The organism is Bacillus capparidis (assembly GCF_017832095.1).
Classification (GTDB): Bacteria; Bacillota; Bacilli; order Bacillales; family Bacillaceae; genus Bacillus; species Bacillus gobiensis.
The window spans coordinates 115266-134277 of the sequence record NZ_JAFDST010000004.1 but is presented as its reverse complement, the minus strand read 5'-3'; the positions used below and the strand labels follow the sequence as shown (position 1 = coordinate 134277).

The following is a 19012-nucleotide window of genomic DNA, read 5'->3' as shown; positions in this document are numbered from 1 at the left end:
AAAAGTATAACTGTCGTTCATTTCAATGCGTTTTGAGTTGTCGTTCCTGAGGTCATTGTATCTCGTTTTTGTATCTACATCTTGAACTCCTTCCCAAGAACACCTTTTTGTTTACCGTTATTTTACAATATTAGTATCTGTCTAATGTTCCCTCCGGTTATCTTCTCCTAGTGGCATAAATTCATTCATTTCATATTAGTTTTCTTTGTTTTTCAAGATTAAACAAGGCTACATAACTTATGTTTGTCAAAATGTTTATGATCCGAGTTATTAGAAGGTCAGTGTTTTTAATTAATATATCGTCCATAATCTGGGGTTGCGATCTGATCAAATTCCTTCACTAATTTTTCGAGTCCTTTTGCAAGTTCGTCTCCGGACACTGGTTGTCCGTGCCCTGTAATGGCCATTACAGGCTTTAATGCTTCTAATTTTTGAACGGATTTCTTCGCTGCACCCCAATCTGTCGTTAAATATCTCGGAGGGCCACTGACTTCTAACTCTTGAGTCAACACATTGAAAAGCGATTCTTGTTTCACCGTAACAAAAGCATCACCCGCAATGAGGCAATGGTCCTTTTCTCGGAATAGCGAAATGTGACCAGGTGAATGTCCAGGTGTATGGATCCATTGCCAACCAGACATATATGGAATACTGCCATCGGAAGGAATAGCCTCTACATGATTTCCCAAGTCGATAGGTTCAGTCGGAAATAACGGTGATATTTTCGCAACTAGTCCTCCTTCAACTGATCCATCAGGTTCTGGATAACTTAATTTCTCCGTTAGATAGGGTAATTCTGCCTCGTGAGCAAACACGGGTATATCCCATTTCTGAACCAAATCCACCACTGCCCCAACGTGATCAAAATGTCCATGTGTCAGTATAATCGCTTTCGGCTTGTTATTTTCACCAAATCGCTCTTTTGCAGCATCTAGAATATGGTTGACCGATTCGGGCATTCCTGTATCAATTAAAACCCATTCATTTGGTTTTTCAGGACTTCCCACAAAACATAAATTGACAATCTGATTCGTATAACAATAAAGATCCTGCATTACAATTTGTCCCATACCACTTCTGAGGGAGGTCAAAGGCATGAATTTATTTTCCATGGTGTCCCTCATATCATCTTGCAAGTTTTTGTCCATGAATGTTCCCTTCTTCCTCGATCGTTGTATTTCTCCGTAATATATAGTATTGCGGTTTCAAAACGACTTATATACAATCGTCCTCACGTTGGAAAAAATTAGAGTGCTCATTTTCTTTGTTAATTTCTTTTTATTTTTTGTCTCTGAGGTTGCACTAGCTAAATATCAGTCCCATCTTAAGCATATAGAGCATTTATAGTGTGATCTTCAAAGTTAGGGCATTGAAGCCACAAAAGCGAGCACTATGAACAAAGAGGTAAAATGAAAAAATATTAAAGATTTAAATGGGCTATATATGTTTTATTCAATTCATACGTGGTAACAACAAAATATAACAAAAATTAAGGAGGTAAGAAAAATGGCAAACAATAATGATAACAAAATGAGTCGTGAAGAAGCAGGCAGAAAAGGTGGGGAACAAACGAGTAAGAATCACGATAAAGAATTCTATCAAGATATTGGAGAAAAAGGCGGAGAGCAAACAAGCAAGAACCACGATAAAGAACATTATGAGGAAATAGGCCGTAAAGGCGGTAGCAAATAAAGAAAAGCAAATTAAAGTGTAAACTAAACTGTGGAAGTGAGTTCCACAGTTTAGTTTTTATTTCTAGATTTATTCCAGCTTTCGAAAAGTGACCAGTATTGTATGAAGTTCGTTGATATTGGGGATAAAGAAAAGAAATTCCACGAAGAAAAACGGAATGTATTCGGAGTATACCCGTTTTTTGTTATAATAGATGGTAATCTATTATATAAAAGTTGGGGATATAAATGGTCTTAATTATTATGCTGCTTGGGCAAGCTGGCTATATATATTTAGCGCCGTTATTTCCGAAAAATTTAAAAATGTATGAATACACTTATTTAGCGATTTATTTAAGCTATTAATAGTTCTTACCTATACGAATAAAATTGCGATAACCGAGAGTATATTAACATTGATTGCTTTGTTCGTTTATTCACCAATATTTATGAAAATTTTAAAAAGAAGTGGTAAAAAAAGAAACAGTATATAGACTCAACAAGATGAAGGCCGTTTAACGGCCTTTTTTCTATGCCTGGGAAAAAAGGAATGGATTGAAAAATAGAGAATGGTTTATCAAACAAATTTTCGAGGTGAGATCATGCCCCCAATTTTAAATCAAATCGGCACAGTGTTTATCCCTGTACGTGATATTGAAAAAGCGAGAAGCTGGTATTGTGACATTCTTGGCTTGCCTGAAGATGGTGATATTCTCCATGGCCACTTGTATGTTCTGCCCATGGTTGGAACAAGTATCGTATTGGACAGCAAGATTTTTTCAGAGGATGTGGTGTTTAAAAAGCCTCTCTTTCATTTAAACACAAACGATATCAAGGAAGCCTATCAATATATGAAGAATAAACAGGTTGAATTAGCATCTAGTATCGAGCATGACCATTGGTTTAATTTTAAAGATCCGGACGGGAACCATTTAATGGTTTGTAAGTGTTAAGCGATAAGAAGCTGCCGCATGCAGTCTCTTTATTTCTCCTGAAAAAGCAGCCAAATGTTTATTCATAAAAATCGCGGGTAAACAAAAAGTAGAATCATAAACAAGGAGGAATAGATTATGAAACCCGTAGTAAGAGAATATACAAATGACGAAAAGCTTATTCAGGATGTTGAAGAATTAAAGCGCTTAGGAGTCAATAGGGAGGATATCTATGTTCTCTCCCATGATGATGACAGAACGAATAGAGTTGCTACACATGCGAATGCCAATACGATTGGCGCTGCTGAAACAGGGCTGGCCGATGCAGTCGGCAACATTTTTAGCAAAAAAGGCGATGAACTTCGTAATAAAATGTATGATATTGGATTTTCCGAAGCGGAATCAGCTAGCTTTGAAGAAAGGCTAGATGAAGGTAAACTGCTGTTGTTTGTTACGGATAATGAAAAAGCAAGTCTGTGGTCTTAATAACAGATAAAGCTTCCTCTTTAAAGGGGAAGCTTTTTTAATGCAATGAATCATATTGACTATTGGTCTATCAATTCTATGTTTTCGTATACCAATAGTTTCGTTTTTGAAAAAAGGAGACAAATCTATTCTCACTTTCTTTATAATGAAATAGATAGAGAGAGAGGAGAGTGGTGAGCAAGTGAAAACGAAGAAAATTGAATTTATAGCAGCTGCATCCCTTTTATTTAGTGGAATAGGAATCTCTCAAACAGTCCAAGCTGAAACGCCGTATTATGGAAAAAACTATTCCCAGCCTGAACAGGTATTAAAGCTTTACCCTGATCCGAAAGAAACATTTCAAACTCCTGCTTTCGTTAAAGAAGGCGATGAATTTACGACACAGGAAGAAATGATAGAGTACTTACATACCATTGCAGATAAAAGTCCGTATGTATCGATTAAAAATATCGGCGCATCACTTGAAAACAGAGACATACCAGCTCTTTATTTTACAAAAGACAAGAGGATCCACTCGATATCGAATAAACCGCTTGTTTGGCTTCAAGCCCAGATTCACGGAAATGAACCGGCGAGTGGAGAATCAGCGCTTGCGATAGCTGAAAAGCTTGCCGGTGACTACGGAGAAAACATTCTAGATAAAATCAATGTCATTATCGTTCCGAGAATAAACCCTGATGGATCCTATGCGTTTAACAGGAGGCTTGCAAGCGGGCTCGATGGAAACCGGGACCATGTCAAGCTTGATTCGGCAGAGGTACAGGCCGTCCACAGAGAATTTAATAGATATTCTCCAGAGGTTGTCATTGATGCCCATGAATATAGCATTGGTGAGAATTCTTTTGCAGAAATTGGTTCAGAAGGTGCTTTGAAATATCATGATCTGCTAATTCTCTCGGGGAAAAATTTAAACATTCCTGAAAAAATTCGCAGCACGTCAGATGATTTATATATTCATTCTGTAATGGAAAAGCTGAAAGACGAAGGATTTTCCAGTGATCCGTATTATACGACGAGCGGTTCAGACGAAAATGGAGCAATCAATATTTACGAAGGCGGAACAGAAGCCAGAATTGGGCGAAATGCCATCGGGCTGCAGCCTGCGCTCTCTTTTTTAGTAGAAAGCAGAGGGATCGGCATTGGCCGTGAGAACTTTGCCCGCAGGGTTGGAGCACAAGTAACGACTCATGAAGAAATTCTTAATCTGACTGCCGAGCATGCTGATCAAATCAAAAAGCTGGTCACTTATGAACGATTTAATCTGATAGCTAAAGGTCTTAATCCTAATGATCAAGATGATGTGGTGATCAAAAGCGAGTTTGCCGATCCAAAGGAAGACACATTAAAATTGGTTGATATTGCTGAAGGACATGTCATTGATGCACCTGTCCAATACTATAGCGCCACAGATGCAAAAGCAACATTAACAAGAAAAAGACCAACGGCTTATCTCGTTCTGCCTGGACATGAGGAAGTTGAAGAAAAGCTGGCTGTCCAAGGAGTAAAAGGCTATACTCTTCATAAGAAAATGAAATTGCCTGTTGAAGCATTTCAAGTCACTTCAAAAGAACAAGACGGTATAACAGAAGGCCGGCCAGTGATCAATATAGCGACAGAGCTTGTTAATGAACAGAGGGAATTTCCAAAGGGAACGAAGATCTATTTTACTTCCCAGCAGCAAAACGGATTGCTGTCGATTTCATTGGAGCCTGAATCCATTGACAGCTACGTCAGTACGGGATTCATCCCATCTGAAGCAGGACAAACCTTGCCAGTTTATCGATTTGTACTCGACAGGAAAGCATTGAACATCAACGAATAACCAAAAAATCCTCCATCAAAAATATTGAGGAGGATTTTTTCTATTGCATTTCATTTACGCATACTGTAATATTATATATTGATTCATATACCGGTGGTAAAAATACTTATAATTATCTATTATAAGTATAGCGCATAATTATTATGGTGTCAACACTTTTTTGAAAGGAAGGTTTTTATGGACAATCAAAAGGGCTGGCAGGAGGAACAAAGCTATTTAAACGAAGTATTGCGCGTCATTGAGGGAAAAGGATTGGATCTGAACGAAAGAGCTGGCACATTAAAGGAAGATGTTTTAGGCATCAAAAAAACCTTTTGGGATGATGTGACGCTGAATTTTGAGGATGCAGAGGAAGCATTAGAAACGATGACCAGCGTCAAGCAGCAAACGGAATTCCTTTCGGAAAGAGAAAGAAGCCATAAGCAAATTGAGAACGAATTGAAAGCACTGGATCGGGTGAAGCGAACGCCTTATTTCGGACGTGTCGACTTTCTCGAAGACGGTGACCAGTCAAAAGACGTGATTTATATAGGAATCCATTCCGTGATGGATGAAAAGGATGAAAACTTTATCATTTACGATTGGAGGGCTCCAATCTCCAGTCTTTATTATAATTACTCGCCGGGAAAAGCGATGTATACAGCTCCAAAGGAAACGATAACCGGAGAAATGCTCTTGAAAAGGCAATACGTCATTAAAAACGGGAAGCTTCAATCCATGTTTGATGCAGAAGTGACAATCGGCGATGCATTGCTTCACGCGCGGATGAAAAAATGAAGAGTATCGTGTCTACCATCCAACGGGAGCAAAACGAAATTATCCGTAATGAGAAAGCAGATTTATTGATTGTCCAGGGTGCTGCAGGAAGCGGGAAAACCTCTGCTGCCCTTCAACGGGTAGCTTATTTGCTGTACAGGTACAGAGGAGAAATCCAATCGGAAAACATCATGCTTTTTTCACCCAATTTTTTATTTAACAGCTATGTGTCGACCGTGCTTCCGGAGCTCGGCGAGGAAAATATGGAGCAAACGACCTTTCAGGAATATACCAACAAGAGGCTCGGCCGTGAATTCGACCTTGAAGGGCCATTTGAGCAAACAGAATATATGATTACCGCTGAAGGGGATAACAATTATCGCACAAGAAGAGCGGCCATTGAGTACAAGGCAAGTAACGAATTCATTTCACATCTTGATCAATACATCAAGCAACTTTCAGAATCAGGGATGATCTTCCGTAATATTTCATTCAGAGGCGCTGTTCTTATTTCTTCTGAAGAGATCGGCTCCTACTTTTACTCATTAGACAAAAATATTTCAATACCGAATCGTATCACATTAACCTCCGAATGGCTTTTGAAAAAAGTGAAAAAAGAAGAATTGAAGGAAAGAGAAAGAAATTGGGTCATCGATGAAATCGCTCTACTATCAAAGGAAGATTACCTGAACGTTTACAAGAAATTGCAGGAAAAAGGGTACGATGAAGACTCATTTGAATTTGCCAAGGCAGAGGAGCGTCTGATGGCAAAGCAAGTGGTTGGCCAGTATTTTAAACCGATTCGAAAAGCGATCAGGCTGTTACGGTTTCTTGACATCAAATCGATTTACATCCAGTTTTTTGAACAGGAAAAGACTGAAATCGGTGCAATTACGGTCGAAAATCTTAAAAAGAACAAATTGTATTATGAAGATACGACACCTTATCTATATTTAAATGATTTACTAAAGGGTTCAAAGAAGAATACCGCCATTCGCCACTTGTTTATTGACGAGGCTCAGGATTATTCAGCCTTTCAGCTCGCTTATCTCAGACAGCTGTTTCCTTCAAGTAAGTGGACGGTTCTTGGCGATTTCAATCAAACTGTCTTCGCTCACAGCATAAAAAGAGACTCATTGCTTGCAGGTGAATTATTTAATTTTAAACAAGCAGAAAGATTAACGCTGAAAAAAACGTATCGTTCCACGAAGGAAATTACAAAGTTTACGAGTCGAATTATCAAAGGGGAATTTGAGATCAAGCCGTTTAATCGTTCAGGGAAAGAACCTGTGGTCACCGTTTTTGAATCAAACGAACAAATGATCAAATCGATCGCAGATACGCTTACCCGGATGAATAAAAAACATACGAGCATTGCTGTTATTTGTAAGTCCGCACAGGATAGCCAAAAAGCATTTTCAGAGCTTAAACCGTTTATTGATCTAAAATTAATTGACAATGAAAAAACCGCTTTTGAAAAAGGAATCATCGTCATTCCAGTGTACCTGGCAAAAGGGATTGAGTTCGATGCGGTCGTTATTTATAACGCATCTGATCAAAGCTATTCCAGCTGGTATGATTCCCGTCTGCTTTATACAGCTTGTACAAGGGCGATGCATGAGCTGGAACTTTTCAGCGCAGGGGAGCCAAGTCGTTTTCTTCCGCAATAAACGATAACCCGAATATAGAGCACAAAAGAGAAAGTGCTCTATATTCGGGTTTTTTTAATCTGTGCTTCCAAAATGATGTAATCATAATTTTAAACGATAGGAAAAATAATAACGAAAAGGATAGGAAGGTGATGATAATGGTGGTACATAACGAGTATAATCCTTATGCTGCCGGTGATATTGTTTATGTTTTTTATCGAAACCCGCATACTCAGGACGTAGCAAATATACAGGAGGCTGCAGTCGTAAATAACCCTGAGGATCCTACAGAACTAGCTCTGTTTCTGTATGATACATACTATCCTTTGACAGATGACATTGCTGTGTATGCCAGCGAAGTTGAGGCTGAACAAGCCTATCAACAATATTTTGGTCACTTTTAAAAAAAGGTGGATGTTTAATGATCAAACCATTTACGCCTCAACTTGTATATTTCGAACCGAACGCGCTGGATTATCCGTTAGGAAAAATGCTCAAAGAAAAATTTGAAAAAATGGATGTTGAAATTCGCTATACAACCTCTCACAACCAAGTGAGAAATCTTCCAGGAGAGAGCGATTTTCAGAAATATCGGATCGCTAAGTCAACACTTGTAGTCGGTATAAGAAAAACGCTCAAATTTGATACGTCAAAGCCCTCTGCTGAATATGCGATTCCTTTTGCAACAGGCTGTATGGGGCATTGTCATTATTGTTATTTGCAAACAACGATGGGAAATAAGCCGTATATCCGTACATATGTGAATGTTGATGAAATTCTAGACGCTGCTAATCATTATATGGAAGAACGAGTGCCTGAAATCACAAGATTTGAAGCAGCTTGTACCTCTGATATTGTCGGAATAGACCACTTAACACACACGTTAAAACGAGCAATCGAACATTTCGGAGAATCGGAATACGGGAAGCTCCGGTTTGTCACGAAATTTCATCACGTCGACCATTTACTTGATGCTAAGCATAACGGAAAAACGAGATTTCGATTCAGCATTAACGCCGAGTATATCATTAAAAACTTTGAACCAGGAACATCTCCACTTACGAAACGAATTGAAGCAGCAAAAAAAGTAGCAAACGCCGGGTATCCGCTTGGGTTTATTGTAGCCCCTATCTACCTGCATGAAGGATGGGAGGACGGCTACTATCAAATGTTTGAGCGCCTTGATGCGGAATTGCCGATTGAAACAAGGAATGACATAACATTTGAATTCATTCAGCATCGGTTCACAAAGCCTGCCAAACGAGTGATTGAAAAAAACTATCCAATGACCAAATTAGAATTAGATGAATCAGCCAGAAGATATAAATGGGGCAAATATGGAATTGGTAAATACATTTATCAGAAAGAGGAAGAAGAGGATATTAAACAGCATCTTTACTCCTATATGAAGAAATTTTTTCCTAATGCGAAATTAGAATATTTCACATAACATGAAAGCAGGCGGCTTGTTAGAGATTAAACACCAGAGCCAACTGCTTTTTGAGAGTGTAAACTAAACTGTGTAAGTGAGAGAGCGTACGGCACTTGCTTCCCAGTTTATTTTTTTTATTGGTAGAGTGGAAACAAATGAATGGGGAGGTTTACACTCTGGCTAAATCAAAACGAGATCGAAAATCTGTAGGAATCGAATTCTGGAAAATTAACTTTCTGATTAGAGCAGCGCCATTCGTAAAGTCATGTACACGACCAACGCAGTGGAAAGCATCCATTCCCGAGCTTCAGAAAAGTAACTAAAAAAGGAGCATTCCCCAACGAGAACGCTCTGATTATATTTGCGTATACAAGAACTGGAATTAAAATGGGAAGGCGCCATATCCAAAATTGGGCAATAGTTATGAACCAGCTTCTTCTACATGATAAGTTAAAAAATAGGGTTTTAAAGTATCTTGAGTAAGTTTTACTTACACACTTTATTTGACAAACTCGACAAAAATAGTACAAATCTATTTTACATAATGTTTTTTAAAATCTGGGTGGATAGAAAATTTGCGACGTAAATTGATGAGGTTTTCCCCAAAACTTTCTTCTAAAAGTTCTCTATGTTTCTCCATAATTTCCATGAGATACAAATCGTGAATCATGACTTCTGTAATTGGCATTACTAAACCTACATGCATTGTCCATGCTGCACGGCTATCTTTCCCCAGCGAGACAATACCTGCTACTACTTCTGAGTCATCCCCACTAATAACAAGCCATCGTCCACCATACTCTTCTGTAATTTCATGACCCATATAATGAAGGTAAACATTAGCAAAATCAGAGGTGATTTCCCCATAAGCAATAATTGTTACATTGACTCCTCTATTTGCTGCCTGTCTTAGTTCAGACTCCAATTCCTCGAATTCGTCTTTCCAAATCTCTAAGAGAATTCTTTTTTTAGCAGATGATATACAAGTTTTTACCTTATCGAGTATTTCATTGCGTCCCGTGATATTCCAGATATTTTCACGGTCATTTGCAGAACGTTCAAACTCCGCTAATGATTGTTCTGCCAGTTCAAAATTCTCTTCTGCTTTCATTCGACGGTTTTTAATTAGCTCCTTTGCAGGAACAGGAGTATACTGTGGTGTGTTTCCAGGACTTACGAGAATATCTCCGCGCATGGCGAGACTGTCCAAAACTTCATATATTCTTGAACGTGGTACACCGGAATTTTTTGCTACTGCATAACCGGTTAATGGCGATTCTTCCAATAAGGTAAGATATGCTTTCGCTTCATATTCGGTAAAATTTAGATTTTTTAATGTTTCTAAAATGTTATCTTTCATAAATCCTCCAACACAACTTTAGTCGCTACCTTTGTAATTAATATTTTAGCAAAATCTGTTGATTTTTTCTAAGATCAGCTGATATACTTACACAAGTAGTTACCTTAGTAGTCACTATTAATAGGGGAAGGGAGAAATAGTATGGATAACTTACTAACATACATTTCAATAGCTGCAATGATGGTTATTATACCAGGAGCAGATACAATGCTCCTGGTGAAAAACACGCTCAGCTATGGTCCAAAAGCTGGACGCTATACGGTTCTTGGAATGGTAACGGGACTTTCGTTTTGGACACTGATTGCGATCCTCGGCTTATCTGTTGTCATTGCAAAGTCAGTCATTCTTTTCAGCATTATCAAATATTTGGGAGCTGCCTACTTAATTTATTTAGGGATAAAAAGTTTTTTTGCTAAAAGCGTGTTTTCTTTAAAAGAAATTCAAGCTCAAGCAAATACACCTACGAAGTATTCAAATCGGCATAATAAAAGTTCCTTTATGCAAGGGTTACTTAGTAATATTCTTAATCCAAAGACTGTTTTAGTTTATATAACAATCATGCCGCAATTTATCATTTTGAACGGAAATGTAAACCAGCAATTGATTGTATTAGCCTTCATCCTAACCTTACTCGCTGTATTGTGGTTTCTATTTCTTGTTTCTCTAATTGAATACGCAAAAAAATGGTTGAACAACTCCAAATTCCAGAAGGCATTCCAAAAATCAACTGGCTTAATTTTGGTAGGTTTTGGCATAAAAACAGGAATTTAAATTCATTTACTAACACACCTAATTGATTCTCTCCTTTTTTAAAATTTCCTCTTCAATTAAAATGACCCCGGTACAATTCCGGGGTCATTTATTGTTATCATTTTTAAAAAACTTCTATTTTGCGAAAAGTATTCTATAAAACCGCTTGAATCCAGCAGTCTGCAAGAAGCTTATTGCCAGCTTCATTCATATGAACTCCGTCTGACGTAAGCTTTTGCGGCTTTTCTTTTTGTAGTTCCTTTAAAAAAATGCGATGAGCAGGCACAAGGGTAGCTTCGTGCTGTCTTGCAAGGCTTTGGACAATTTCAACATAAGACAAAAGCAGCTTATTGCCCTTGCTATTAATATCTTCCTTGATAATAGTAGGCTCCATTAAAATGATTTTCGTATTGGTCAAACGCCGCTTTGTTGCAATTAACAGCCTTCCGTAGATTTCTTCAAACATATACGGATAAATTTGTTCTGCCTTCGGGTTGTCGATCTGTCTCCACACATCGTTGATCCCGATCGAAATGGAAAGCCAATCTGGATTTTCCTGCAAAACATCCCGTTCCCAGCGCCTCTCCAAATCAGTTACACGGTTTCCTCCGATGCCTTTATTTAAAATTGTTACATCTTCATAATGTTCTTTGACATACATATTAATAATGCTTACATATCCATTCCCGATTCCTTCAGGATCTCCGAATTTACCGCTTTCTGTAATGCTGTCACCGATAAATAACACCTTATCTCCAACACTAAACATACAAGCACTCCTTATGAAAGCATTATACCTACTCATTATACAGAAAAAAGAGAGTACATCCTAATGTATTTCTGAAAAAATTTCAACGAGGAGCGAAAGCAAGTGGATAGAAAAAATAAATTGCTAGAAGCAGCATCTGCATTTATAAAGACGTGCTATCAAGAATTAGAAAAAACTCCACATGAAACGAAGAGCAGAATCGAAAGCATAAAAATGGATATTCAATCTAGCGGAAGCTATGTACATACGAAAGAAGAGCTCGATCATGGTGCGAAAATGGCTTGGCGAAACAGCAACCGCTGCATAGGAAGATTATTTTGGGCTTCCCTCCAAGTATTTGACCGGCGCGAGGACCGAACGGAAGAAGAGGTTCTAAAGAGTTTGTTATTCCATATTGAGTATGCAACAAATAACGGTAGGATCCGCCCGGTCATTTCTGTGTTTAACGAGACCAATATAATAATATACAACCACCAGCTTATCCGATATGCGGGATATGAAACATCAAATGGAATCATCGGAGATCCCGCTGCGATTGAATTAACGAAAAAGTGCGAAGAGATGGGCTGGAAAGGCGAAGGAACGAATTTTGACGTACTGCCGCTCGTTTTTCAGATTGGAAACGCTCCTCCTGTGTGGCATCAAATTCCTAATGAGCTGGTAAAGGAAATTCCGATTAGCCATCCAGACTACAAAGCAATTAACAAATTGAATTTGAAATGGTATGCCGTTCCTATCATTTCCGATATGATTCTCGAAATTGGGGGTATTCACTACCAGGCTGCTCCGTTCAACGGCTGGTACATGGGCACGGAGATCGGGGTCAGTAATCTGGCTGATGAAAAACGTTATAACCTGTTGAAAAAAACAGCAGCCGCTATAGGACTGAATACACAAAGAAACAGCACGCTTTGGAAGGATCGGGCCCTCGTTGAATTAACAGCAGCCGTTCTCCATTCCTATCGAAAAGAAGGAGTGAGTATCGTTGATCATCATACAGCAGATGCCCAATTCCATACATTCGAAAAAACGGAAGCAGCAAACAACAGAAAAGTTACAGGAGATTGGAAGTGGCTGATCCCGCCGCTTTCTCCGTCAACGACTCACGTATTTCATAAGTCGTATGACAACACCCGGTTGTCACCGAACTTTTTAAAGTCTCCGTAGCTGTACAATAGCCAGCGCGCCCTGTAACCTGAAAAAAGAAGACATCAACAGGGGCATGTAAGCCTGCCAATCACCTTCAATAAGCAATTGCGAAATTTTTGTATGATTCTGTTGCTGCTGCTTCTTCTACTGTTACATTTCTAACGCGTGAAAATCGATTGCCCTTCTGAACGGATTCAACAAAGTCAGCAAGGCTTTCTTCAGGTCCTTCCGCTAAAATTTCAACGGCTCCGTCCATGCGGTTCTTTACCCAACCGGTCAGCTTGTTTTTCTCTGCTTCACTCTGGACAAAATAGCGAAACCCGACACCCTGTACGCGACCTTCTACAACGATATGGTATTGAAGCATAGAAAACACCTCTTAATTTTACTTTCATACTATCACAACGCCAGGGTGATAGACAAAATTTAGCGGGATTGGATAGAATATGAGCATACGAGAGAAGGAGGTACTGTCACATGGAAAATGAGTCGTTTCGTATTCACTCTATTCATGTCGGAAAACCGAAGACCTACGAATTTAATGGAAAACAGATTGAGACAAGCATTTATAAACATCGTGTTGATCAGCCCGTGTTTTTATCAGAGGTTAATTTTGAAGGAGACAGACAAGCGGATCTTGTTTATCATGGGGGCCAAGATAAAGCAGTATGTGTTTATCCGTATGATCACTATCCATACTGGGAATCTCAATTAAACAAAACACTTGAAGGTTCTGCATTTGGCGAGAATCTGACGGTCGAAGGTTTAACTGAAAAAGACGTATATATCGGGGACGTATTTGCTCTCGGGGAAGCTGTTGTACAAATTAGCCAGCCTCGTCAGCCGTGTTTTAAGCTGGCAAAAAAGTATGACGTAAAGGATATGCCGTTAAAGGTCCAGATGTCTGGTTTTACTGGCTTTTATTTTCGCGTACTCAATGAAGGCAAGGTTACTCCTGCTTCTGTCCTTAAGCGAATTTCCAGAGATCCCAGTCAAATTTCCGTTCATTTTGCCAATCATATCAAATATCATGATAAAGAGAATCGAGAAGGAATTGAAAAGGTCCTTAAAGTGGATGCACTATCTGAAAGCTGGAGAGCTTCTTTTGAAAAAATGGCAGCCAGCCTTTAAAGCAAAAACTCCTTTCAGCACTCATTCTTTGCTGAAAGGAGTTATATCAATAATTTATTTTTTTTGCTCTAGAAGGCGAGCTAAAAAATATTTTTTGAAGCTTTGAGTTTTTCTGCCTTCGAATGAGGAGACTCCGATTTTTCTTAGTTCTTCCACATACCAGCCTTTGCTTCCGTAATGCATGAAACAACACTCCTTTACAAAAAATTGCATGATAATAGACATCATGATTTTTGGCATGGGGGCATTGTAACATCTATAAAAAATGTATGAAAAGGGATGAGTGGTGATTTTTTAAAACTGAGACTTTTGACCTATATTTACCCGGAAAGCAGAAAGAAATTTCTTCTAAAGCTCTGTTAAAATAATCGGTTCATTTTTTGTAATGACAATGGTATGTTCGATTTGCGCTACTAAGCTTCCATCGGGGGTTTTAAATGTCCAGCCGTCGCCGCCCTCGACAATGTGTTCGGCTCCTGTTGAAACGAATGGCTCAAATGCAATGACCATTCCGTCTTTCAGTAGTTCATTGTCAAAAGGATCGTAGTAATTCATAATGTGATTCGGCGGCTCATGAAGGCTAGTGCCGATTCCGTGCCCGGTCAGATTTTTTATAACGGTGAAGCCCTGTGACCTGGCTTCATTAAAAACGGCTCTGCCAATTTGATTAAGGCGTTTCCCTGCCCTTGCTTGAAGCAGGCCTTTATCAAATACAGCTTTGGCGGCAAGACATAGCTTTTGCAATTGTTCGTTTTCTTCACCCAATACAAAAGAAATGCCAGTGTCTGCATAATAGCCATCCAAGGCAGCAGAAATATCAATATTAATTAAATCCCCTGTTTTTAAAATGGTCTTGCTGCTTGGAATCCCATGCGCCACCTCTTGATTCAAGCTGATGCAGGTGTTTCCTGGGAAATCATATTCTTTAATCGGTGCTGAAACGGCTCCGTGTTCCTCAAGAACCTTTTTTCCGATTAAATCTAATTCTAGAGTTGTCATGCCCGGCACAGCTTTGCTCTTCATTTCTTCCCTGGCCAAGGCTACGATTTTTCCTATTTTTTTTAATCCTTCTAGTTCTTCATCATTTCTTACTATCACGTTTCGATCCCGCTTTCTTTATCGTAAATTTTCTTTTAAATAAGCTTACCATACGGAATGGCCGAATTGGAAATGCTCAGTATTTATTATCACCTCTTTCTTTATATGAAAATTGAAAAAATTAAGTGTTTGTCTATGAAAACTGGTCTATATCACTAGACACCTTTGTGATATATTTGAAAATAAAAGGAAAGTGGGGAAAGATTATGCTTCAATTTCTTCAAAGATTAGGAAAGTCATTTATGCTGCCTGTTGCTGTTTTACCTGCTGCGGGGATCATATTATCGCTCGGGCGCGAGGATGTGTTCAATATCCCTTTTATTTTTCAAGCGGGTAATGCCATTTTGGGGAATTTGCCGCTCATTTTTGCGATTGGAATCGCTTTTGGGCTATCAAAGGATGGAAATGGTGCCGCCGCGCTGTCGGGAGCAATTGGCTACTTTATTTTGACGGCTGGGATAACTACAATCAATGAAGCAAACAACATGGCTGTTCTTGGAGGCATCCTCTCAGGCGTCGTTGCCGGCTTTCTTTATAATCGATTTAAAGATACGAAGCTTCCCGATTATTTAGGTTTTTTCAGCGGGCGGAGGCTTGTTCCTATTTTGACTGCTTTTACAATGATCATTTTGGCTGGAATATTCGGCTATATCTGGCCGCCTATTCAAAGCGCCATCGATGGTTTAGGAAATTGGATTTTGAGCCTGGGACCAGTCGGTGCCGGCCTGTTTGGCTTTTTTAACCGATTATTAATTCCGCTTGGCTTGCACCATGTTTTAAATAATATCTTTTGGTTTCAATTTGGTGAATATAACGGTGTGACCGGCGACCTTTCACGTTTCTTTGCTAATGACCCTTCTGCCGGAACCTTTATGACGGGCTTTTTCCCAGTCATGATGTTTGGTCTGCCAGGTGCATGCTTGGCGATGATTATAACGGCCAAAACTGAAAAACGAAAGGCAACAGCCGGCTTTTTGTTAGGTCTTGCCTTAACCTCTTTTATTACGGGCATAACCGAACCCATTGAATTTACTTTTATGTTTTTATCCCCTTTTCTCTACTTTATTCATGCCATATTAACCGGACTTTCTCTCTTTATCGTGAATGTATTGGATATACGAAGCGGTTTTACGTTTTCAGCCGGAGGAATTGATTACCTATTAAACTTCGGCATATCCGAAAAGCCGATACTATTGCTTTTAGTTGGTCTCATTTACGGAGTGGTTTACTTTGTCGTGTTCTACTTCCTAATTAAGGCCATGGATTTAAAAACTCCAGGACGGGAAGATGATGCAGTAGAAGACGAGGTATTGTCTCAAAATGAAGCTGCCGCCGCAGTCGCTGGTGAAAACATTCTTCTTACCGGCCTCGGAGGAGCGGAAAATATAGAAACAATTGATTACTGTGCGACCAGATTACGCCTGACACTTCATGATTTAACAATGGTCAATGAATCGCTCCTTAAACAAGCCGGATCCAAAGGAACTGTACGAACGGGAAGAAATTCGCTTCAGGTAATTATCGGTACCAATGTAGAGTTTGCCGCTGAAGAATTGAAAAAATCAATCAAATGAGATTTGGCAAAGAGCGATGAATCAAAATGAAGAGAGCTTACTCTACTTAGGGTAAGCCTTTTTTCGCAATTTCAAAGCTTCCTAAACATGATATGATAATAGAAGGCAGCTGCTTGGGATGGAAGGGAAGCGGTTAACGTGCAGACAAAAAAGATGACGCTTCAAAAAAAAATCATGCTCCTGGTTATCGTACTGCTTCTTGTCGTCATTACACTGCTCACATCGATTTTTGCCTACCTTCAATCAAAGGATAGACAAAAGCAGGCGGAGCAATTGGCGTTGCAAACTGCGAAAACGATTTCATATATGACGCCTCTCAAACTGTCATTTAAAGCAGATGATTCATTGGATAATCTCGATGCCGACATCACGCAGATTATGACACAGGTTGATGCAAGTGCAATCTACATAACCGATCGAGAACAGATTGTTTTTGCAAGCGTAAATGAGAATGCCGAGGAAAAAGCAGCCAGTATCAATGACAAGGAGCTAAGTAAAACTGTGGTGTTTGGTGCTTCAACTGTAGCTGAAGCTTCTAATGAAAATCACACTATGATCAGGGGAAGTGCTCCAATTATCATAGAGTATGAAAATTACAATCAAGTCGTTGGCGGAGTATATGTAGATATTTCAAAGTCTCAAATCAATAAAAGCATCATCCGTCATCTGACAACTCTTGGATACTTGGCAGTAATCGTGCTTTTGATCGGTGCGATGGGTGCAATTGTGCTGGCAAGAAACATAAGGAAGGATACATTCGGCTTAGAGCCGCAGCAAATCGCCTCCCTGTTTTATGAAAGAAATGCCATTCTTCAAGCAATTAAAGAAGGCATTCTGGCTATTGATACCTCTGGGACGATTACAATGACAAATACTTCTGCAGAAGAATTGCTCGAATTAAATGAGGCACCGATCCACCAGCACATAGACAATATTATGCCAGATGCAGGCTTGACCTCAGTAATTTTGCAAGGGAAGTCAAAATCGAATGAAGAGGTTCGTTATCGTGAAAAGACGTTCATCTTAAATTCGAAGCTGATTCAAGACAAAAATAAAATCCATGGGGTCGTTGTAAGTTTTCGAGAGAAGACAGAATTAAAAAAACTGATTGACACACTGACGGAGGTCAGTAAATATTCGGAAGACCTAAGAGCGCAGACCCATGAATTTTCAAATAAGCTGTATGTTATTCTGGGACTTCTCGAGCTCGGAGAATACGATGAAGCTATTGAGTTAATAAAAAATGAATACGCTTTCCAAATAAAGCAGCATGATTTTTTATTGCAGAATATTCATTCGCAAAAAATCCAAGCTATTTTGCTCGGTAAGCTAGGGAAAGCCTCTGAAAAAAAGGTCCATCTACTGATCGATGAAAATAGCTATCTAGAGTCTTTGCCGGAGCATTTAGGAATTTCACCTTTTATCACAATCATCGGGAACTTGATTGATAACGCAATAGAGGCAGTACGCCTTTCAGAGACACGAGAAGTTTCTTTTTTTATTACGGATATCGGCAGAGATATTATTATTGAAGTGTCTGACAGTGGACAAGGGTTTTCGGAGAGGCACGACGATGACATTTTTAAAAAAGGATTTTCAACTAAAGGGGAAAAAAGAGGGTATGGCCTTGCCAATGTGAAGGAAGTTGTAGAAGAGCTTAAAGGATTTATTGAATATTCCAACTTAAAAAACGGAGGCGCGGTTTTTACTGTTTATTTACCGAAAGAAAGAAATAGGGGGATTTTGAATGCTCAACGTGGTCATAGCTGAGGATGATTTTCGCATTGCAGCTATTCATGAGAAGTACCTGAGCCAAATGGAGGGGTTCGCTCTTAAAGGAAAAGCGCTTAATGCAAAAGAAACGATTGAACTTCTCTCTCGTTTCAAGGTTGATTTGCTTCTGTTGGATCTGTATATGCCGGATGAATTAGGGACGAAGATTCTTCCAGACATTCGCAAAGACTATCCGAAAACAGATGTTATTGTGATCACCGCAGCAACAGAAACAGCTTTATTAAAGGATGCACTGCGCTCAGGGGTTTTCCATTATTTAATAAAACCTGTATCATCTGAAAAATTCGCCCAAGTGATGGGAGAATATAAGAAAAAAAAGCAGTTTATAGATTCAAAAACCGATATCAATCAAGCCGATCTTGATTTGTATTTTGGTACCCAAAATCAAGAAGAGAGAAAATCTTATTTGCCTACGGGGATTAATTCAATCACACTTGAAAAGGTAAAGCGTGTTCTAAAGGGTACTGAAGAGGGCATTACAGCAGAGGAAATCGGAGAAAAAATGGGTGTTTCAAGAACCACATCAAGAAGGTATGTGGAGTATCTTGTCAGTTTAGGAGAAGCAAAAGCAGAGCTGGAATACGGCATTATCGGCAGACCGGAACGAAGATACTATCTTTCCTAAAGAAGAACAGGGGGA

At 39.1% G+C, this 19012-nt stretch carries 17 protein-coding genes and 3 pseudogenes; 14 read left to right on the top strand and 6 right to left on the bottom strand.

What is annotated here, in order from left to right; translation table 11 throughout:
• Positions 1-287: 287 nt before the first annotated feature.
• Positions 288-1136: an MBL fold metallo-hydrolase gene (locus JOC74_RS16350; RefSeq protein WP_053606227.1), complete on the bottom strand. Its 849-nt coding sequence runs from the start codon at positions 1134-1136 to the stop codon at positions 288-290.
• A 370-nt stretch (positions 1137-1506) separates the two neighbouring features.
• Between JOC74_RS16350 and JOC74_RS16345 the strand changes: the two are divergent.
• The 8 genes and pseudogenes from JOC74_RS16345 to JOC74_RS16310 form a co-directional block, all read left to right on the top strand.
• Positions 1507-1683, top strand: a pseudogene (locus tag JOC74_RS16345) (KGG domain-containing protein); the annotation flags it as partial.
• A gap of 589 nt (positions 1684-2272) precedes the next feature.
• Positions 2273-2623 (top strand): VOC family protein, encoded by a 351-nt coding sequence (locus JOC74_RS16340; protein WP_053605907.1) that lies wholly within the window; start codon positions 2273-2275, stop codon positions 2621-2623.
• A 117-nt stretch (positions 2624-2740) separates the two neighbouring features.
• Positions 2741-3088 (top strand): YflT domain-containing protein, encoded by a 348-nt coding sequence (locus tag JOC74_RS16335; RefSeq protein ID WP_053605908.1) that lies wholly within the window; start codon positions 2741-2743, stop codon positions 3086-3088.
• A 181-nt stretch (positions 3089-3269) separates the two neighbouring features.
• The gene (locus tag JOC74_RS16330) at positions 3270-4910 is read left to right on the top strand and encodes a M14 family metallopeptidase (protein ID WP_053605909.1); all 1641 of its coding nucleotides are present in this window, start codon (positions 3270-3272) and stop codon (positions 4908-4910) included.
• A 177-nt stretch (positions 4911-5087) separates the two neighbouring features.
• Positions 5088-7336: pseudogene (gene helD / locus JOC74_RS16325) on the top strand (RNA polymerase recycling motor HelD).
• Positions 7337-7473: 137 nt separating this feature from the next.
• Positions 7474-7719 carry a transcriptional regulator SplA domain-containing protein gene (locus tag JOC74_RS16320; protein WP_053605910.1) on the top strand — a complete coding sequence of 82 codons (246 nt, stop codon included), beginning with the start codon at positions 7474-7476 and terminating at the stop codon, positions 7717-7719.
• Positions 7720-7736: 17 nt separating this feature from the next.
• Complete coding sequence (splB, locus tag JOC74_RS16315) at positions 7737-8765, top strand: spore photoproduct lyase (protein ID WP_053605911.1); 1029 nt, start codon at positions 7737-7739, stop codon at positions 8763-8765.
• 235 nt (positions 8766-9000) lie between these two features.
• Positions 9001-9230, top strand: a pseudogene (locus tag JOC74_RS16310) (IS256 family transposase); the annotation flags it as partial.
• 49 nt (positions 9231-9279) lie between these two features.
• Here JOC74_RS16310 and JOC74_RS16305 read toward each other — a convergent pair.
• The gene (locus JOC74_RS16305; protein WP_211086227.1) at positions 9280-10107 is read right to left on the bottom strand and encodes a TrmB family transcriptional regulator; all 828 of its coding nucleotides are present in this window, start codon (positions 10105-10107) and stop codon (positions 9280-9282) included.
• A 141-nt stretch (positions 10108-10248) separates the two neighbouring features.
• Between JOC74_RS16305 and JOC74_RS16300 the strand changes: the two genes are divergently transcribed.
• Entirely contained in the window at positions 10249-10878 is a 630-nt protein-coding gene (locus JOC74_RS16300; protein WP_053605913.1) for a homoserine/threonine efflux transporter, read from the top strand.
• Between the two features lie 133 nt (positions 10879-11011).
• Here JOC74_RS16300 and JOC74_RS16295 read toward each other — a convergent pair whose 3' ends face one another.
• Complete coding sequence (locus tag JOC74_RS16295) at positions 11012-11626, bottom strand: SGNH/GDSL hydrolase family protein (protein WP_053605914.1); 615 nt, start codon at positions 11624-11626, stop codon at positions 11012-11014.
• A 102-nt stretch (positions 11627-11728) separates the two neighbouring features.
• Between JOC74_RS16295 and JOC74_RS16290 the strand changes: the two genes are divergently transcribed.
• On the top strand, positions 11729-12793 hold the full coding sequence (locus JOC74_RS16290; RefSeq protein ID WP_053605915.1) for a nitric oxide synthase oxygenase: 1065 nt from the start codon (positions 11729-11731) through the stop codon (positions 12791-12793).
• Between the two features lie 76 nt (positions 12794-12869).
• Here JOC74_RS16290 and JOC74_RS16285 read toward each other — a convergent pair whose 3' ends face one another.
• A complete protein-coding gene (locus tag JOC74_RS16285; RefSeq protein WP_053605916.1) occupies positions 12870-13142 on the bottom strand; it encodes an acylphosphatase in 273 nt (90 codons plus the stop codon).
• 110 nt (positions 13143-13252) lie between these two features.
• Here JOC74_RS16285 and JOC74_RS16280 point away from each other — a divergent pair, with 110 nt between their 5' ends.
• Positions 13253-13906 carry an MOSC domain-containing protein gene (locus tag JOC74_RS16280; protein ID WP_211086226.1) on the top strand — a complete coding sequence of 218 codons (654 nt, stop codon included), beginning with the start codon at positions 13253-13255 and terminating at the stop codon, positions 13904-13906.
• A 54-nt stretch (positions 13907-13960) separates the two neighbouring features.
• On the opposite strand, the gene JOC74_RS16275 is transcribed toward JOC74_RS16280, so the two are convergent.
• Together JOC74_RS16275 and map are read right to left on the bottom strand one after the other, a co-directional pair.
• A complete protein-coding gene (locus JOC74_RS16275) occupies positions 13961-14089 on the bottom strand; it encodes a DUF2639 domain-containing protein (protein ID WP_082364314.1) in 129 nt (42 codons plus the stop codon).
• A 165-nt stretch (positions 14090-14254) separates the two neighbouring features.
• Entirely contained in the window at positions 14255-15004 is a 750-nt protein-coding gene (map, locus tag JOC74_RS16270) for a type I methionyl aminopeptidase (protein WP_053605918.1), read from the bottom strand.
• Between the two features lie 206 nt (positions 15005-15210).
• Here map and nagE point away from each other — a divergent pair, with 206 nt between their 5' ends.
• The 3 genes from nagE (at position 15211) to JOC74_RS16255 (ending at position 18997) form a co-directional block, all read left to right on the top strand.
• The gene (nagE, locus tag JOC74_RS16265) at positions 15211-16578 is read left to right on the top strand and encodes an N-acetylglucosamine-specific PTS transporter subunit IIBC (RefSeq protein WP_053605919.1); all 1368 of its coding nucleotides are present in this window, start codon (positions 15211-15213) and stop codon (positions 16576-16578) included.
• Between the two features lie 153 nt (positions 16579-16731).
• Positions 16732-18348 carry an ATP-binding protein gene (locus JOC74_RS16260; RefSeq protein WP_053606228.1) on the top strand — a complete coding sequence of 539 codons (1617 nt, stop codon included), beginning with the start codon at positions 16732-16734 and terminating at the stop codon, positions 18346-18348.
• Positions 18326-18997 (top strand): response regulator, encoded by a 672-nt coding sequence (locus JOC74_RS16255; protein WP_053605920.1) that lies wholly within the window; start codon positions 18326-18328, stop codon positions 18995-18997. Before JOC74_RS16260 ends, JOC74_RS16255 begins: the two co-directional genes overlap by 23 nt.
• Positions 18998-19012: the final 15 nt, after the last annotated feature.

What these genes read in the sequence shown, in the direction of transcription:
- JOC74_RS16280 (WP_211086226.1), top strand. Translation starts at nt 13,253, where the DNA reads ATGGAAAATGAGTCGTTTCGTATTCACTCTATTCATGTCGGAAAACCG.
- JOC74_RS16300 (WP_053605913.1), top strand. Translation starts at nt 10,249, where the DNA reads ATGGATAACTTACTAACATACATTTCAATAGCTGCAATGATGGTTATT.
- JOC74_RS16335 (WP_053605908.1), top strand. Translation starts at nt 2,741, where the DNA reads ATGAAACCCGTAGTAAGAGAATATACAAATGACGAAAAGCTTATTCAG.
- JOC74_RS16285 (WP_053605916.1), bottom strand. Translation starts at nt 13,142, where the DNA reads ATGCTTCAATACCATATCGTTGTAGAAGGTCGCGTACAGGGTGTCGGG.
- nagE (WP_053605919.1), top strand. Translation starts at nt 15,211, where the DNA reads ATGCTTCAATTTCTTCAAAGATTAGGAAAGTCATTTATGCTGCCTGTT.
- JOC74_RS16255 (WP_053605920.1), top strand. Translation starts at nt 18,326, where the DNA reads ATGCTCAACGTGGTCATAGCTGAGGATGATTTTCGCATTGCAGCTATT.
- JOC74_RS16275 (WP_082364314.1), bottom strand. Translation starts at nt 14,089, where the DNA reads ATGCATTACGGAAGCAAAGGCTGGTATGTGGAAGAACTAAGAAAAATC.
- JOC74_RS16260 (WP_053606228.1), top strand. Translation starts at nt 16,732, where the DNA reads ATGACGCTTCAAAAAAAAATCATGCTCCTGGTTATCGTACTGCTTCTT.
- JOC74_RS16295 (WP_053605914.1), bottom strand. Translation starts at nt 11,626, where the DNA reads ATGTTTAGTGTTGGAGATAAGGTGTTATTTATCGGTGACAGCATTACA.
- splB (WP_053605911.1), top strand. Translation starts at nt 7,737, where the DNA reads ATGATCAAACCATTTACGCCTCAACTTGTATATTTCGAACCGAACGCG.
- JOC74_RS16320 (WP_053605910.1), top strand. Translation starts at nt 7,474, where the DNA reads ATGGTGGTACATAACGAGTATAATCCTTATGCTGCCGGTGATATTGTT.
- JOC74_RS16340 (WP_053605907.1), top strand. Translation starts at nt 2,273, where the DNA reads ATGCCCCCAATTTTAAATCAAATCGGCACAGTGTTTATCCCTGTACGT.
- JOC74_RS16305 (WP_211086227.1), bottom strand. Translation starts at nt 10,107, where the DNA reads ATGAAAGATAACATTTTAGAAACATTAAAAAATCTAAATTTTACCGAA.